The organism is Mesorhizobium sp. WSM4814 (assembly GCF_055811595.1).
This window is the reverse complement of record NZ_JBVVQT010000007.1, coordinates 150,114-165,436: the sequence shown is the minus strand read 5'-3', so window position 1 is coordinate 165,436 and position 15,323 is coordinate 150,114. Positions and strand designations below refer to the sequence as shown.

Annotated in this window: 9 protein-coding genes, 1 pseudogene and 2 CRISPR repeat arrays; of the genes and pseudogenes, 4 read left to right on the top strand and 6 right to left on the bottom strand. The window is 62.4% G+C overall.

From position 1 onward, the window contains the following. Positions 1–52 precede the first annotated feature (52 nt). The 4 genes from AC0L2V_RS13945 to AC0L2V_RS13930 all read left to right on the top strand — a co-directional run bounded on the left by AC0L2V_RS13945 (position 53) and on the right by AC0L2V_RS13930 (position 4,611). A complete protein-coding gene (locus tag AC0L2V_RS13945) occupies positions 53–1,219 on the top strand; it encodes a substrate-binding protein (protein ID WP_473520368.1) in 1,167 nt (388 codons plus the stop codon). A gap of 66 nt (positions 1,220–1,285) precedes the next feature. Continuing rightward, positions 1,286–2,119, top strand: coding sequence for a branched-chain amino acid ABC transporter permease (locus AC0L2V_RS13940; protein ID WP_473520367.1), 834 nt, complete (start codon positions 1,286–1,288; stop codon positions 2,117–2,119). Then, complete coding sequence (locus AC0L2V_RS13935) at positions 2,112–3,884, top strand: branched-chain amino acid ABC transporter ATP-binding protein/permease (RefSeq protein ID WP_473520366.1); 1,773 nt, start codon at positions 2,112–2,114, stop codon at positions 3,882–3,884. The genes AC0L2V_RS13940 and AC0L2V_RS13935 overlap by 8 nt, the downstream gene beginning before the upstream one ends. Further along, positions 3,877–4,611: an ABC transporter ATP-binding protein gene (locus AC0L2V_RS13930; RefSeq protein WP_473520365.1), complete on the top strand. Its 735-nt coding sequence runs from the start codon at positions 3,877–3,879 to the stop codon at positions 4,609–4,611. The genes AC0L2V_RS13935 and AC0L2V_RS13930 overlap by 8 nt, the downstream gene beginning before the upstream one ends. A gap of 663 nt (positions 4,612–5,274) precedes the next feature. After that, positions 5,275–5,834: direct repeats of the CRISPR family, unit length 32 nt; unit sequence GTTTCGATCCACGCCCCCGCGAGAGGGGCGAC. Between the two features lie 100 nt (positions 5,835–5,934). Beyond that, positions 5,935–6,564: a CRISPR direct-repeat array (repeat unit 32 nt; unit sequence GTTTCGATCCACGCCCCCGCGAGAGGGGCGAC). Between the two features lie 1,355 nt (positions 6,565–7,919). Here AC0L2V_RS13930 and AC0L2V_RS13925 read toward each other — a convergent pair. From AC0L2V_RS13925 to AC0L2V_RS13900, 6 genes and pseudogenes are all read right to left on the bottom strand, one after another. Next, a pseudogene (locus tag AC0L2V_RS13925) lies at positions 7,920–8,087 on the bottom strand (CRISPR-associated protein Cas4); the annotation flags it as partial. 2 nt (positions 8,088–8,089) lie between these two features. After that, positions 8,090–9,046: a type I-C CRISPR-associated protein Cas7/Csd2 gene (gene cas7c, locus AC0L2V_RS13920; protein ID WP_473520364.1), complete on the bottom strand. Its 957-nt coding sequence runs from the start codon at positions 9,044–9,046 to the stop codon at positions 8,090–8,092. Further along, entirely contained in the window at positions 9,043–10,791 is a 1,749-nt protein-coding gene (gene cas8c / locus AC0L2V_RS13915) for a type I-C CRISPR-associated protein Cas8c/Csd1 (protein WP_473520363.1), read from the bottom strand. The genes cas7c and cas8c overlap by 4 nt, the downstream gene beginning before the upstream one ends. Then, entirely contained in the window at positions 10,788–11,456 is a 669-nt protein-coding gene (gene cas5c / locus AC0L2V_RS13910; protein ID WP_473520362.1) for a type I-C CRISPR-associated protein Cas5c, read from the bottom strand. Before cas5c ends, cas8c begins: the two co-directional genes overlap by 4 nt. Before the next feature lie 46 nt (positions 11,457–11,502). After that, the gene (gene cas3, locus AC0L2V_RS13905) at positions 11,503–13,803 is read right to left on the bottom strand and encodes a CRISPR-associated helicase Cas3' (protein ID WP_473520361.1); all 2,301 of its coding nucleotides are present in this window, start codon (positions 13,801–13,803) and stop codon (positions 11,503–11,505) included. Between the two features lie 309 nt (positions 13,804–14,112). Continuing rightward, positions 14,113–15,312 (bottom strand): mandelate racemase/muconate lactonizing enzyme family protein, encoded by a 1,200-nt coding sequence (locus tag AC0L2V_RS13900; protein ID WP_473520360.1) that lies wholly within the window; start codon positions 15,310–15,312, stop codon positions 14,113–14,115. Positions 15,313–15,323: the final 11 nt, after the last annotated feature.

Below are 15,323 nucleotides of genomic sequence, written 5' to 3'. Positions count from 1 at the left end.
AGGAAGAAGCCGGCACGAACCGGTACGATCAACACTGAGAAAGGGGAATACCATGACAAACAGAACAGTGATCCTTGCAATCGCCAGCGCCGCCTTGGCCGGCGTCGCCGTGGCGACCACCGCCTTCGCCGAGGACGGGCCAATCAAGATCGGCATCCCGGTGGGACTGTCGGGCGCCAACAGCGTCGTCGCGCCCTCGGTCGTCCAGTCGGCCGAATTGGCGGTCGCCGAGATCAACGAAGCTGGCGGTGTGCTGGGGCGGCAGCTTGCACTGGAGATCGCCGACGACGCCTCCGGTGCAGCCGGCGCGCAGAAGGCCTTCGATGCGCTGGTCTTCCAGAAGGAGGTCAACGCCGTTATCACCATGGAGACGAGCGCGGCGCGCAATGCCGGCCTGCCGATCATCTCGAAGGGCGACATCCCTTACATCTACACCTCGTTTTACGAGGGCAAATCCTGCAACGCCAATTTGTTCGTCAACGCCTGGGTGCCCGAGCAGCAGGTCCCGCCGATCGTCGACAATTTCATCAAGTCGCAAGGCGCCAGGAAATTCTTCCTGATCGGCTCGGACTATGCTTTCGGCCGCGGCATGCTGGAGTTCGCCAAGGCTTACATCGAGAAGTCGGGCGCCAGCATCGTCGGCGAGGAATACCTGCCGATGGAAGGCAGCGACTGGACGGCGATCATCTCCAATCTGAAGGGCTCTGGCGCCGATGCCGTGATCACCTCGACGGCGGGCGGCGCGCCCAATGTCACGTTGACCAAGCAGTTGCGCGGCGCCGGTGTCACCATCCCCTACGGCAACCTGGCCGTCGATGAAGGAACCGCCAGGAGCATGGGCGCAGACGCGGCCGGAATCTTCATTTCCGCTTCCTATGTCACCAGCATCGACAGCGCCGCCAACAAGAGCTTCCTTGCCGCCATGCAGAAGAAATTCGGCGCCGAACTTCGCACGCCGAACGACCTTTCGGTGCCGGAATATGAAGGCATCTATCTCTACAAGGCCGCAGTCGAGAAAGCCGGGTCGACCGACACCGCCGCTGTGCTCGCAGCCCTACCTGAAGTATCCTTTGTCGGCCCGCGCGGCACGGTCTCGATGAGCAGGCAGCACCATGCTCCGCTGACCATGTATCTCGGCCAGGTAAAGCCGGATGGCTCGGTCACGGTGGTCGACACTTTCGAGGGCGTCGACCCTGGCGAACAGTGCCCGACCCTGTAGTCGCGCCGGCAATCGTTACGGGGTGGCGATTGTCCCCCGCCCCTTCCACATGATCGGGGACTTGCCATGATGCTTCTCCTGGACATGGTGACGACGGCGGCGATCCTGTTCATCGTCGCCGCTGGCCTGCTGGCGATTTTCGGGGTGCTGAAGATCATCAATTTCGCGCACGGCGCCTGGCTGACGATCGGCGCCTATTGCGCGGTGGCAACAGCCGGCCTTGGGCTCAACCCCTGGCTGGCGCTGCCGATCGCCTTTGCCGTCGGCGCAGTCCTTGGCGGCATCACCGAATTGGTCATCGTGCGGCCGCTCTATCGCCGCCCGCTCGACGCGATCCTGGCGACCTGGGGCCTGGGCATCGTCATCGGTCAGTTGATCACGCTGTGGTTCGGGCGCGACGTGCAATTCACTCCCAATCTCCTGTCGGGCACCGTCGATGTGTTTGGCGTCGGCTATTCGCTCTACCGGCTGTTTGCGGTCGCCGCCGCGCTGGCGATCGGGCTCGCCTTCACCTTCCTTCTCGAGGGCACGCGGCTCGGCCTGTCGGCGCAGGCAGTGATCATGAACGAGATGCTGGCGCGCGCGCTCGGCATCGACACCGCGCGCGTGCGCCTCGCCACCTTCATGATCGGCACCGGGCTCGCCGCGCTGGCCGGCGTGCTGTTGACGCCGCTGACCAGCGTCGACCCGAACATGGGCGTCGCCTGGCTGATCGGCTCGTTCATGCTGGTCATGGTCGCCGGCTCGTCCTTCTCGACGCTGGCCGTCGCCTGCCTCGTCTTCGGTGGCGCCCAGGTTCTGGTCAGCACTTTCGTCAGCCCCATTTTCGGCGGCATCACGGTGGCGGTCCTCTGCGCCCTGGTGCTGCGCATCAGCCCGAAGGGATTTGCCCGTGCCTGAGAGCCGTTCCACCCCACCAAGGGCCTGGCTGTTTGCCGCGCTGGCGCTTGCAACGGCGGTCGTCGTCATCATCGGCCCGGCGCTGTTCGACCGCTTCACGCTCAATGTGCTGACCCGCTCGATGATCTACGCTATGTTGGCAGTGACCGTCGACATCCTGTGGGGCTACACCGGCATCCTGACCTTCGGCCAGGCTGCGTTCTTCGGCACCGGCGCATATGCCAGCGCGATGGTGCTCAGCCATCTCGGCGCCTCCCCGGCGCTGATGGTCCTGGCGCTTGCATTGGCGATCATCGTGCCGGTGCTGCTCGGTGCCTTCGTTGGCTGGCTGTCATTCGGCCACGGCTCGACGCCGCTCTATGCGACGGTGATTTCGCTGGTCGTGCCGATCGTGGTCACGCAGCTGGTGTTTTCGGGTGGCGTGTGGACCGGATCGAGCAGCGGGCTGGTCGGCTATTCCGGCCTGCCGCTCGGCTTGCCGGGCTATTTCCGGCTGACCGGCGTCTGCCTCATCGTCACCACGCTCGTCGCCCTGGTCTTCACCCGCTCGGATGCCGGCAAGCTGCTCGTCGCCATTCGCGACAATGAAGCGCGCTGCGCCTATCTCGGTCTCGATCCGCAGCGGCTGAAGATCGTGCTGACGACGATCCTTGCCGGCGTCGCCGGCATTGCCGGTTTCCTCTATGCCAACGCCTCGGGCGTGGTGGCGCCGGAAAACACCGGCTTCGTCTTCGGCACCGAGATCGTCATCTGGACGGCGCTGGGCGGCCGCGGCACGATCATCGGGCCGGTGATGGGCGCGATCGGCATCGATTACCTGAGCGCCCAGCTTTCCGGCGACCTGCCCTTCCTGTGGAACCTGGTGGTCGGCGCGCTGTTCGTCGTGATGATCATCCTGTTGCCGAACGGGCTGGCGCAACTGGCCAGAATGGTCCTGCCGCGCCGCAATGGAGAGCAGACCAGCCAACCTGGGTGCCCTGCCCTCGTCGCCGAGCCGAGCGGCAACGGATTGGAGGTCGGCGACCGCGTGCTCGCCGTCAGCGGCCTCGGCAAATCCTTCGGCAGCCTGCAGGTGCTGCAAGGGATCGACCTCGACGTTCGCGCCGGCGAGCTGGTCAGCCTCGTCGGTCCGAATGGCGCAGGCAAGACGACGCTGATGCGCTGCCTGACCGACGGCACCGAAGCCACGACCGGAACCGTCACCATCGCCGGCCAGGACATCAGCGGCATGACGCCGAATGAAATCGTCGCCCTCGGGGTCGGACGCAAGTTCCAGGTGGCGAGCGTCTTCGACAGCCTGACCGTCGCCGCCTGCCTGCGCATGGCACGCGCCTCGCGCAATGCGCCGAGCCTGCTGCGCCGCTCCGTCATGCTTGGATTGCCGACGGCCGCCGCAGACATTCTGCGCTCGACCGGCCTCGACCGCATGCTCGGTCGGCCGGTGTCGCTGCTGTCGCATGGCCAGAAGCAGAGTCTCGAGCTCGCCATGGTCGTTGCGCTCGAGCCAAAACTCATCCTGCTCGACGAGCCGACGGCCGGGCTGACCAAGGTCGAACGCACCACCATCGGCGCGACGCTGCAGAAGCTGACCGGCGAGCTCGGCTTCGCCGTCATCCTGGTCGAGCACGATCTCGATTTCGTCCGCGACATCTCGACCAGGATCGTCGTTCTCCACCAGGGCAAGCTGGTGCTCGACGGCAGCGTCGATCAGGTCGTCAATTCCGAAGTGGTGAGGACGATCTATTCGGGAGGCGCCCATGCTTGAGGCAAGGCAGGCAGAGGCCAAAACCTTCGCGCCAAAACTGTCGCTGTCGAATGTGTCGAGCGGCTACGGGCCGGTTGCCATCATCGAGGCGCTGTCGCTGGCGATCGCGCCCGGACAGATCTTCGCGCTGATGGGCAAGAACGGCATGGGCAAGACCACCGTGCTGAAAACCATCCTCGGCTTCGTGGCGCTGCGTTCGGGCGACATCCGCCTCGATGGCGCGTCCATTTCAGGCGTCTCGCAGGCTTCGCTGATCGCGTCCGGCGTCGGCTACGCACCGCAGGAGCAGGCGCTGTTCCAGGATCTCAGCGTGCGCGACAATCTGCGCCTCGCCTTGCGCTCGGATCGCGATTTTGCGCAAGCCGTGGAACGGGTTTTTGGACATTTTCCGTTCCTCGGGGAGCGCCTGTCGCAACGGGCCGGAACGCTGTCCGGCGGCGAGCAGAAGATGCTCATCCTCGGCCGCGCGCTGATGCTGCAGCCGAAGCTGTTGCTGATCGACGAGATTTCCGAGGGCCTGCAGCCCTCAGTCGTCGAACGCATCGCCGCGGCACTCAGGGAGGAGCGCCGGACGAACGGCACGACGATCCTGATCGTCGAGCAGAACCTGCCTTTCGCCCTCGGCATCGCGGACAGTTGGGCGGTGCTGAAGCTCGGCCGGATCGACGATGCCGGGGATGTGACGGCAGGCACAGCGGCCCGCGTTCTTCAGCACCTGAAGATCTGAGGCATCCATCCGGAAGGGTTGCGGCGACGGGAAATCCGAACCGGCAACCAGGACAATAGTCCGGTTCGGGGCGGCCTTTCAGTCTGGAGACCGAGTGTCCGTTCAGGGTCCTATTTTCCGCTAGCGTCGCGTCGATCGGTTTATTTGCGTCGAGCGACGCCAGCCGCGCGCAGCCGGGGATAGTGTCCTGAAGGTTCTGCAAAAAGCTTTGGAGAGGGGAACGGCCCGTGCTCTGAGGTGAGGGACGGCTATGGCACGCTGGTGACGTTTCGATCCACGCCCCCGCGGGCGACCGGCACGCCGGATCTTGGAAGATCTCCGCACATGGTTTCGATCCACGCCCCCCGCGAGAGAACCGCGAGAGGGGCGACGCGACGGCTTCCGGATCATTCTCGATACGTGCTTGTTTCGATCCACGCCCCCGGGGGGACTCGACCACGCGGGCACCGTGGCACGTCCGACGCTGTTTCGATCCACGCCCCCGGCGAGAGGGGCGACGGCGCCCGCCCTCGGCGTCCTCATAGTCGACGAAGTTTCGATCCACGCCCCCGCGAGAGGGGCGACCTGGCGACAGCGACCAGCCAACCCTTTCCGAGATGTTTCGATCCACCCCCGCGAGAGGGGCGACGTCTTGAGCAGATTGTCGAACGACAGCGGCGTGTAGTTTCGATCCACGCCCCCGCGAGAGGGGCGACACTATGCCCGATATATATATCCGGGCGAAAGGCCGAGTTTCGATCCACGCCCCCTGGAGAGGGGCGACAAGCCATCGGCGAATAGCGACCGCCGGCTGAGAAGTTTCGATCCACGCCCCCGCGAGAGGGGCGACTCAAGATTTCCGCCGTTTCCATCATTTCGAAGGTGTTTCGATCCACGCCCCCGCGAGAGGGGCGACCCAGGCGCTCGCAGTGTCGTGCTTGTGGAGAGGGTTTCGATCCACGCCCCCGCGAGAGGGGCGACCATCCCTTGTGCTCAGCGAACCGGGTTCGAAATAGTTTCGATCCACGCCCCCGCGAGAGGGGCGACTACCTTCGGGTATGCGCCGCTCGGGTATGAGTGGTTTCGATCCACGCCCCCGCGAGAGGGACGACGCGCGCGTGGCGAGCGGGACGACGATGCTTCGAAGTTTCGATCCACGCCCCCGCGAGAGGGGCGACGCGCGCTCGACCGCTTCGACGGCATGGACGCCTTGTTTCGATCCACGCCCCCGCGAGAGGGGCGACTTCAGCGCAACGTTGCCGTCAATCAAAGCTTGATCGTTTCGATCCACGCCCCGCGAGAGGGGCGACTCCTCGTCAAAGGCGGCGTCCACTTCCGGACGGTAGTTTCGATCCACGCCCCCGCGACAGGGGCGACAGGGCCGCGATATAGTCGATCTGCGTTCCAACATGTTTCGATCCACGCCCCCGCGAGAGGGGCGACGCCAGCGCCGTAGCGGTCCACTGCCTGCCCTCGAAGTTTCGATCCACGCCCCCGCGAGAGGGGCGACCCGTGCCACGCACATACGGCTGCAGAGTGCGGGAGTTTCGATCCACGCCCCCGCGAGAGGGGCGACCCGCTTTCTTGACCATCTCCGAATAATTGATGGTCGTTTCGATCCACGCCCCCGCGAGAGGGGCGACACCGCCAAGCACGGCAACCAGAGGGGGAACACATGTTTCGATCCACGCCCCCGCGAGAGGGGGCGACCTACGCCGATTTGTTCCTGATGCTTTCCAACATGGTTTCGATCCACGCCCCCGCGAGAGGGGCGACCGGTTCCCGACGCCGCCGAAAGCGTGAAGACATGGTTTCGATCCACGCCCCCGCGAGAGGGGCGACCTGCACGATGAGGGTATGCAGATGTTGCCCTTGTGGTTTCGATCCACGCCCCCGCGAGAGGGGCGACGGAAGGCAGCGTGTCCTTCGTGGTTGTGTGCAGGTTTCGATCCACGCCCCCGCGAGAGGGGCGACGGCTGCAAACGCTAGCGTTAGTGCGGCGATGATGTTTCGATCCACGCCCCGGGGCGACTCCTGGCGCCATCGATTATGTGCAGGAGTGCATGTTTCGATCCACACCCCGCGAGAGGGGCGACTTCGGCACGACGTGCTTGAACATTTCATGATTCCAGTTTCGATCCACGCCCCCGCGAGAGGGGCGACGCCAGCCCTTCAGCTGCCAGTGCGCCGGGTCCCAGTTTCGATCCACGCCCCCGCGAGAGGGGCGACCCGCTGTGCCGGATGCCGAGTTGTCCGTGACTGTGTTTCGATCCAACGCCCCGGCGACTACAGCCATTGCCGGGAAGAACGACGCGCAGTGGTTTCGATCCACGCCCCGCGAGAGGGGCGACACCTTGCAGGCAATCCTGCAACCGGCGTCATATCGTTTCGATCCACGCCCCCGCGAGAGGGGCGACCGGCCCATACCGTCACGCTGACTGGCGGGACATGGTTTCGATCCACGCCCCCGCGAGAGGGGCGACCATCGCCGTCGACGAAAGCCGGCACCGAAAGCATGTTTCGATCCACGCACGATGGTCGATCTCGGCGTCTATGGTGAGTTTCGATCCACGCCCCCGCGAGAGGGGCGACCTCTACCCGGGTGCCAAGGTGCTCGCCACGACGAAGTTTCGATCCACGCCCCGCGAGAGGGGCGACATGGAAACGCATTGGAAACACGGCTGGTCCGTGTTTCGATCCACGCCCCCGCGAGGGGCGACCCCCGACAATTTCAACGTCGTGCTGTCGCACATGTTTCGATCCACGCCCCCGCGAGAGGGCGACAGCCGGATCGCCGGGTCAAGGAGGACTGACATGGGTTTCGATCCACGCCCCCGCGAGAGGGGCGTCCGCAAGCGCGCCAGCGGGCATTAGAAGCTTGTTGTTTCGATCCACGCCCCCGCGAGAGGGGTGACGATTGCCAAATCGTTGACGGCGCCGAACTGATGGAGTTTCGATCCACGCCCCGGAGGGGGGCGACAAAGGGCTTTGTGTGGATGTTGGTGCAGAGGTAGTTTCGATCCACGCCCCCGCGAGAGGGGCGACGCCCTTTTGAGCGCGCGCCGAGACAGGAGATGAAATGTTTCGATTCACGCCCCCCGCGAGAGGGGCGACACTGCCTCAGCTAACAGATTGCCAGGTTTGAAGAAATATGAGCTGGATCGCAAACATGGTCCCACGACTGAGCAGAAGGTCGGGCGAAAACCCTGCTTGACGCACATAGTTCCACGATTTCAAAGAACTAGCGCCGGTGCGAATCCGTCGGAATTTTCCGGCACGTTCCATGTTCGCGCTGTATCGCGCTTTCAATGGATTCAGATAACGAGAGTATGCATGACATGGCCTTCCGCCGTAAACCGGTTCTCTTCCCACATTCGCTCGACATGGATGAGTGCGGCTTGCCGCAGACAATAGACAGCGTGCTGCAACGCCGAGAGCGGAATGGGATCGGCATCCCGTTCGTCGGGCTGGGTGGCCAGGGTTCCGCCCGGCGCCATGCTCACAGACGCTCGATAATCTCCACGCCGTCAGGTAGCCCTTCACGATCGATCTCGATTTGGTAGTCACTGAATTTACGAGCCGGTGGATAATTGCCAATGCCGGAATCGTCGACATCGCGGAGCACGCCGTCGATGCTGCGGCCAACCCTTACGCGATCAAACAGCACATGGGCTGGTGCGTTGCCGAGCGAATTCGCGTGTTTGAAGACGACGAGCTTGCGGCTTGCCATTTCTCCGCGCGCTGCCGACCGATCGTGCTCGAACATTGTCGAGAGCGCCTCGAAGAGCAAGTCAAGGTCTGCATCGGAAAAGCCCGTGCGTTCGGCAAGTTTCGCGGAGACGAAACCGTGGGCTCGGTAGAGCCCATAGGGTACAATATGCTTGCGGCCCATGGTGCGGTTGTCAACGCGGCCATTGCCTTCCTCGCTGCCCTCCACCCGTTGCTTTTTCTCTGCCTCATTGGTTGCAGCCATGCGGGTGATGGAGATTTCCTGGGGCACGATCGGCTCGATGGAACTCGCAAAGGTCATCTGCACCGGCCCACGCACCTGGCCAGCATTGATGCCGGTCGACATGACCGCGCCGAAGGTGCGAACATCGAAGAAATTCGCACACATAAATCTTGTCAGAGCTCGCCCTTCATCGTCGTCTTTGGGATTTAGCTTGGCGTCCTTGGCGGCTTTTCCGTCGTCGGGGCGTAGCGCGACATAGGCCTTGCGGTGCTGTTCATTCAGGATCGCGCCTTCCTTGACGTAGATGTTGTAGCTCTGATGTTCGCCTTTGGCGAACTCGACATAGTTGCGCACCTTGCGCTTGAGGCTGACGTCCGAAACCAGGCCGTGATTGGTCTCGGGATCGAGCCGCGGCATGTTGCCGGCATCCGGGTCGCCGTTCGGGTTGCCTTTGGATACATCAAACAGCAGGACGAAATCATAGCGGTTGGAAAGGGCGTTCATGATGCGGCATCCTGTGTGTCGACGGTTTCGGGTTTGCGGAAGAATTCGCCGCGCTGATGGTAGTAGCCGAGGCCGAACAGTGCCTGCTCTTCGGCGGATAGGGATGCCGGGAAGGGATCGCTGTCGGGCGACATGCGTTCGAGGATAGCGCCGATGGTTTTTTCGAGATTGACCCTGTGTCCTGGCCTTTGCTTGCCGACCTTCGAAAGATGGTTGGCTGATCCCCGGTCGAGCAAAGCGAACACCTTGCGAGGTTGGGCGGATGCCGAAGAGTAGAATTTGTCCTTGATGGTGGCGTTGACGTTGCGACCGAGCGCGGCCGTTTGTATTTGTTCATAGGCAGCGAACAACCGCCCGAGCAGATAGCCCTTGTTCCTATTCTCCGGTTGGAATGACACAGGAACCTCCCCAATTGCCTTGTTGAAATTTCGAACGAGCAGCGCTTTCAGGATACTCACCCTGAGCGCGTTCACCTCTCCGTCCGCGCGAATGCGCATCAGCACCGTCGAGAGCAACGTCAGCGGATAACGGGTGCCGGTCAGGATCGATCGCATCCATTCCCCGGCGAGATTAGGCGGCACGTTTTCGCGTTTGCCCAGCACCGCGGTTTCGGCGAGATATTTCCATAGTGCGGGATACGCATTTCGCGGCTGCGGATCGACGTCCATTTCGGCAACGAAACGCTGATAGTTTTTCGCCAGCACGCCGAAATCGTTCTCGAACCAGAACCGGATCGAAAGCCGCGCGGCATTCGGAGCAAGACCAAGGACATAGAAGCGGACGCCGTTTTCAAGTTCGGGGGCGGCCACCTTGAGTGGCAGGCCCTTGCGCATGCGTGCGAGGATATCGCCGACCTTGCCGGCTTGGGTGACTTCGTCGACGTCCGAAAACATCGCGCCGAACGTGCCTTCCGCCGTACGCGCCACCTCGGCGTTGGAGGCATCAGCCCAGAAAACGGTGGAGGCATCGCCGACCTGGATCCGGTTGGTCTTGCCGGCAAGGAATGTGTTGAGCGCGGTGGAATATTTGAAGGCGGCTGCTTCGGAGACGGGAGCATTGTCGCCCTGCTCGTGTTCATAGGACGTGAAGGCGTCGAGATTGAACGATACGATGGATGCGCCGGAGGATTGCCCACCCCATACGCCTTTGATCGCCGGGTGGAGGCGCGCGACCGCTCCATTCGAGCCGGTCACGAGGCAGATCGAGGCGGCATCCCCGCCGCCGCTGCTCCGGTCCACCCACAAAGCCTTGGCGGCTGGCCGATCGTGAAGATATATGCCGTGGCGCCTTTCGCTTTCGAGCGCGAAGACCACGTTCTGGTCTTTCATCTCGTCAAGCCATGTTGGCCCCACGAACCGTCCGGGCGCCCAGCCTTCAAGGAACAGGGACAACGCCCTCAGGCCGGTGTCGTCCGAGTCTTCAAGCGCCTCGCGGTGGCGTTTCACAAAAGCGGCATGCTCGTCGGCTGTGCGCTTGCCCTCTCCTGCCGTGACGCCAAGCACGTAGGAAGTCTTATCCCAGAGGAAGTTGGGCGCGATGCCTGCGGTGCGTTTGGTCGGCTGCGGCACCTGCATCATGCGCGGCAGTTTCTTCTTGCCCGTGCCGTCTCGCAGATCGACAACGCTAGCCACTGTTCCATTATCGTGGAGTGAGACAACGAAGCCTATTTTTTCGGTGGAATAGCCAAAGGGCGGAACATCGGGCAGGCGGTCGTAGGCCTTGGCAAGTGAAGCCAAAATGCTCATCGCCGGATCTCCGAAGAATTGGGAGCCGGAATGCGCATCACCCCGTTGTTGAGGCCAGCACGGAAAAACAGCGAAGGCTTGTCCGGCGCCCCATGGTCGATGTCCCACAGCATGAAGCCAAGGTCGCGCGTTTCCTTGATCGCGTCCGGCAACGGTGCACCCGGCGGCAGCAGTTCGAAGGCTGCCGCGAACTCGCGTGTGCCGAGGCAGGGCTGATGGAAGCATTGCCCCCGCGCCGCGCGACGGTTGAACGTATCGAGATGCTTGCCCTCGTTGTCGTCGGGACCGGCCTTGTCGGTTAACTCGAAATGCGCTTCGATGAGATAGGCGACGTCGACGAGCACTGTGGCGGCTCGCTGCTGGCGATCCTCATCGACGAGAAGGTGCAACCCTTCGAGGCTGCCGCGGTTCATGGCGGTCTTGGCGTTTCGAGCAGAAACCTTGCTGCCGACTTCGTTGCGGCGGACGGACTGGAAACGAATGACATTCAAAACATGGATGGCATCCACCACCCATCTGATGGCTGGCTTCCAGTGGATCGCCTCCAGAATCCCACGTGCCGCCGAAGGTGTCATCACGTCATAGGAGACGCGCTCAACCTTCATCTCCGGTCGCGTAAAGCAGGCGTGACTCCCTGAAACCCTCAGCCTGACGCCAAACGACATTCGCCCCTCCCCAGAGACATTTAATACGCATGGAACATATCAGGAACTAAATAACAATAGCCTCTTGCGATAAATATTCGGCGTCCTCCCAAACGAGGCCAACTTCCGGGTCATAGAGACCAGGCGTCATGAGCACCGCAAACTGGTCAGCGCGCAGCCGCTCCTCGGCAAATTTCACATGGCCGCAGGCGATAAGCCGTGCCCGTGCCTTCGGCGGCACCTGTACGATATAGGTCTGCAAGTCACGGGCAATCACGCCGGACGGAATCGTCTCTACCCTCAGCGTTGCAATCACGGTTTTAGCTTTCTCGTCTCGAGCGATGATCACCGGAACCATGCCGCTCTCGATCATGCGAAAATTCTCGGCAACCGCGCGATAGGAAAAGTTTGTGCCGCCGCTGCCGATGCGAAACTTATCCACGAGGGGCATTCTGTCGTTGCGTCCACGATCCAGCCCTTCGGGACCGACGCGCCAATAGACTTCACCGAAGAAATCCTCGATCGCGGCGGGCGACAGGAGCTTTTCGTGCCTCGCCATCATCCGGGCCATGTCGCCTGATAAGCCTGCGATCTCCGGCGGGGGTGGGTTTTCCGGCGCCTGGAAGACAGTGACAATGCTGTCCGCCATGGGTCGCCGACCCTCACGATTGCAGCGCCCAGCCGCCTGCGCTATCTGATCCAACCCTGCTTCCGCGCGCCACACCTTCGGGAAATCGAGATCCACGCCGGCCTCGACCAGCGAGGTCGCGATCATGCGACAAGGTTTGCCCTTCATCAGTCTTTCCCTGACCGCAGCCAGAATCTCGCGCCGGTGCGCTGCATATTGGCGCGTCGTCAGATGGACGACGCCATCGAGTTCCGCTTCCTTCGCCTGCCGATAGAGCGCCAGCGCATGCTTGCGGCTGTTGACGATGACGAGGCCCTGATCGGTCTTGCCGAGTTCTGCCAGAACGGCCGTGTCGTCCATCGCGCCACCATGGACCAGCCTGACGCGTTCCAGTTTTTCTGCCAGATCGTCGGGGTCCGGCGCCAATTCGCGGCCTGCCAGCGACAGGCCTGCCGGATGCTTTGCCGGGAATTTTCGCTGGTCGAGCGCCGGTTGGGTCGCGGTACATAGAACAATGCTGCAGCCATAATTCTCGGCAAGTTCGCGCAGCGCCCAAACGGCAGGGATGAGAAGCTGGCGCGGCAATGTCTGCGCCTCATCGAGAATGATGATGCTGTTGGCGATGTTGTGCAGTTTGCGGCAGCGCGAAGTTCGCGCGGCAAACAGGCTCTCGAAGAGTTGCACGTTGGTCGTGACCACGATAGGCGCCGCCCAGTCTTCCATGGCGAGCTTGAGCTTGTCTTTGTCGGCCTTGGTGCTGTCGGCATCCCGTGGTTCACGTGGGCGGCGCTCCTCATCCTCGATGGCCGAATGGTGTTCCAGCACGCCGCCGTCGCCAACTATTTCACGAAAGATCGCCGCCGTCTGATCAATGATCGATGTAAAAGGGATCGCGTATATGATGCGATCAAGCCTGTGCGCTTTGGCGTGATCGAGAGCGAAGCCGAGTGAGGCGAGCGTCTTGCCGCCCCCAGTCGGCACTGTCAGCGTGAAGAGGCCCGGCTTTTCGGTTGCGCGCGAACGCACATGGTCGAGAATGTCCGCTCGCAAGACGTTGACCGATGTGTCCGATCTACGCTTTTGGCCCATATGGACCTCGAAAGCCTCGACAAGGCTGTGCAGGATCAATTGCAATTCCGGCCAACGGCGGTCGATGTACCTCCCCTCAGTGCGAGCATAGAATTGTTCAGTATCCTTGAAATCGGCATCGACGAGGCAGGAGAAAATCATTCGGCCAAGAAAGCCGAGCTGGAAGGCGGCTCTTGCCTTGTCCGCCTTTTCCCAGTTGGGGAACGGCGGCAAGAGATTGGCAATCTCTGGCGCGATTTGGGACCTCCAGACAGGGTCGAGTCCCTCGTCCGAAAAGCCATTGAGGCGTTCGGACAGTGTGGAAAGAGACTCGCCCTGTTGATCCGGGAGACCGGCATGGTGACCGGCAATGCAATAGGCGATTAGTTCGGCAACGATCCTGTCGTCCGCTTTGGCTGCCCTGGCCAGTTGAACAACAGTGGCAGCGCCTGCGGTGGAATGATCGACTCGCTCCTCCGCACCGGACAATCGCGCCTGGAATTGCGGCGTGTATTTCCCGAGATCATGAAGCAGGCCAGCAAGCCAGGCTGCACGACCGATGCCGATCCGCGCGCCAAATTGCTGCGCGACCGCGGCGACACCGATGAGATGGTCGCTCAAGGGTTGCCAGTTGGAGCGAACGGGTTCGGCGGTCGAATGCGCGTAGTACATCGTGCCCTCTGCGAGATTGAATGCCGTTCGACTGGAGATACGCAAAGCTGAGCTGGCCTGGCGCCAATTTCCCTTCGATAGCTTTTTCACAACTTGACTTCACGCGCAAAGCAGCATGCCCGCCGCAACTTGTTTCGTAGTCCAGCCGTAGCCGCGCATCACGTCACTATGGCAGCGGCGACCGACATCAGCACCGCCAGCCACACCGGCGCGCCCTCTGCGCCTGGCGAAGATGTCGTCTAGAAATAGCCGAGAATGGATTTGACCTCGAGATACTCCAACATGCCCCCGAGGACGCAAGAAGATGGTTCAGTCGAAGAAGCCCGCATCCTCTTCCCTGAGATACTTTCGGGCTGCTTCGGCGTCGAGATCGAGGCCCAGCCCCGGCGCTTCCAGCAGGTCCACCATGCTGTCCGTCACGATCTGCGACGGCAGGCCGATCACGAGGTCCTCCCACCAGGGATCGGAGGCGCTCGGATATTCGAAGGCGATGTAGTTGGCGGGCAAGGTGGCGCAGACGTTGATCAACGCGCCGAGGCCAAGCAGGCCGTTCGCCGTGCCGTGCGGCGCCATCAGGATCGAGTGCATATGGGCGTGCTCGGCGACCCATTTGAGCTCGGCAATGCCGCCAATATCGGCAGGATCGGGGCCGATGACGCGCACCGCCTGCGTCTCGATCAGCTCCTTGAAATTGTGCCTGAGGTAAATCTGCTCGCCGGTATGGATTGGCGTCGAGGTGGAGGTTGTCAGCTCCCGATAGGCCTGCGGATTGACCCACGGCACATAGTCGCCAGTAAGCATGTCCTCCAGCCACATTAAATTGTACTTCTCGACCGCGCGAGCGAACTTGATCGCATCGGGCAGCATCCAGCCCGGGCCGCAGTCGAGCGCCAGGCTTACCTTGTCGCCCAGCACTTCCTTCATCGCGATCACGCAGTCGAGCATGTGATTGAAACCGCGCTCGCTGATCACACCCTGATCCATGGCACCGTGATAGCCGGCCTGCTTCTGCGTCACGCCGTAATGGAAGCCGTCGATGGTGTCCTTCATGTTGGAGTGGAACGAGATTCCCTGCTTGATCATGAAGAAGTTCTGCGGCTGCTCCATCATCCATTTGACGTCGGCGGCGTAATCCTGTGGCCGGTCGCCCGTGCGTTTCCTGCGGATCGAGCCGTTGTAGACGCGCACCTGGTCGCGCACCTTGCCGCCGAGCAGTTTGTAGGCCGGCACGCCTGCGGCCTTGCCGGCAATGTCCCACAGCGCATGCTCGATAGCGCTGACCGCCGCGCCATAGGGCTTGAAAGAGCCGCGTTGGCGGATCTTCAGCATCACCCGTTCGACGTCGGTCGGGTCCTCGCCGAGCAGCGCCTCGCGAAAATGCAGGACCCAGGGCTTGAGATAGGGCTTGGTGTACTCGACCTCGCCCAGGCCATGGAGGCCCTCGTCGGTAACGACGCGAACGATGGGATGCTTGCCGATGACGGCACAGCGGAGGTCGGTGATCTTCATCTTCGGTTCCT

Excerpts from the sequence above, each read along its gene's own strand:
- AC0L2V_RS13945 (WP_473520368.1), top strand. The coding sequence starts at position 53 with ATGACAAACAGAACAGTGATCCTTGCAATCGCCAGCGCCGCCTTGGCC.
- AC0L2V_RS13940 (WP_473520367.1), top strand. The coding sequence starts at position 1,286 with ATGATGCTTCTCCTGGACATGGTGACGACGGCGGCGATCCTGTTCATC.
- AC0L2V_RS13930 (WP_473520365.1), top strand. The coding sequence starts at position 3,877 with ATGCTTGAGGCAAGGCAGGCAGAGGCCAAAACCTTCGCGCCAAAACTG.
- cas7c (WP_473520364.1), bottom strand. The coding sequence starts at position 9,046 with ATGAACGCCCTTTCCAACCGCTATGATTTCGTCCTGCTGTTTGATGTA.
- cas8c (WP_473520363.1), bottom strand. The coding sequence starts at position 10,791 with ATGAGCATTTTGGCTTCACTTGCCAAGGCCTACGACCGCCTGCCCGAT.
- cas5c (WP_473520362.1), bottom strand. The coding sequence starts at position 11,456 with ATGTCGTTTGGCGTCAGGCTGAGGGTTTCAGGGAGTCACGCCTGCTTT.
- cas3 (WP_473520361.1), bottom strand. The coding sequence starts at position 13,803 with ATGTACTACGCGCATTCGACCGCCGAACCCGTTCGCTCCAACTGGCAA.
- AC0L2V_RS13900 (WP_473520360.1), bottom strand. The coding sequence starts at position 15,312 with ATGAAGATCACCGACCTCCGCTGTGCCGTCATCGGCAAGCATCCCATC.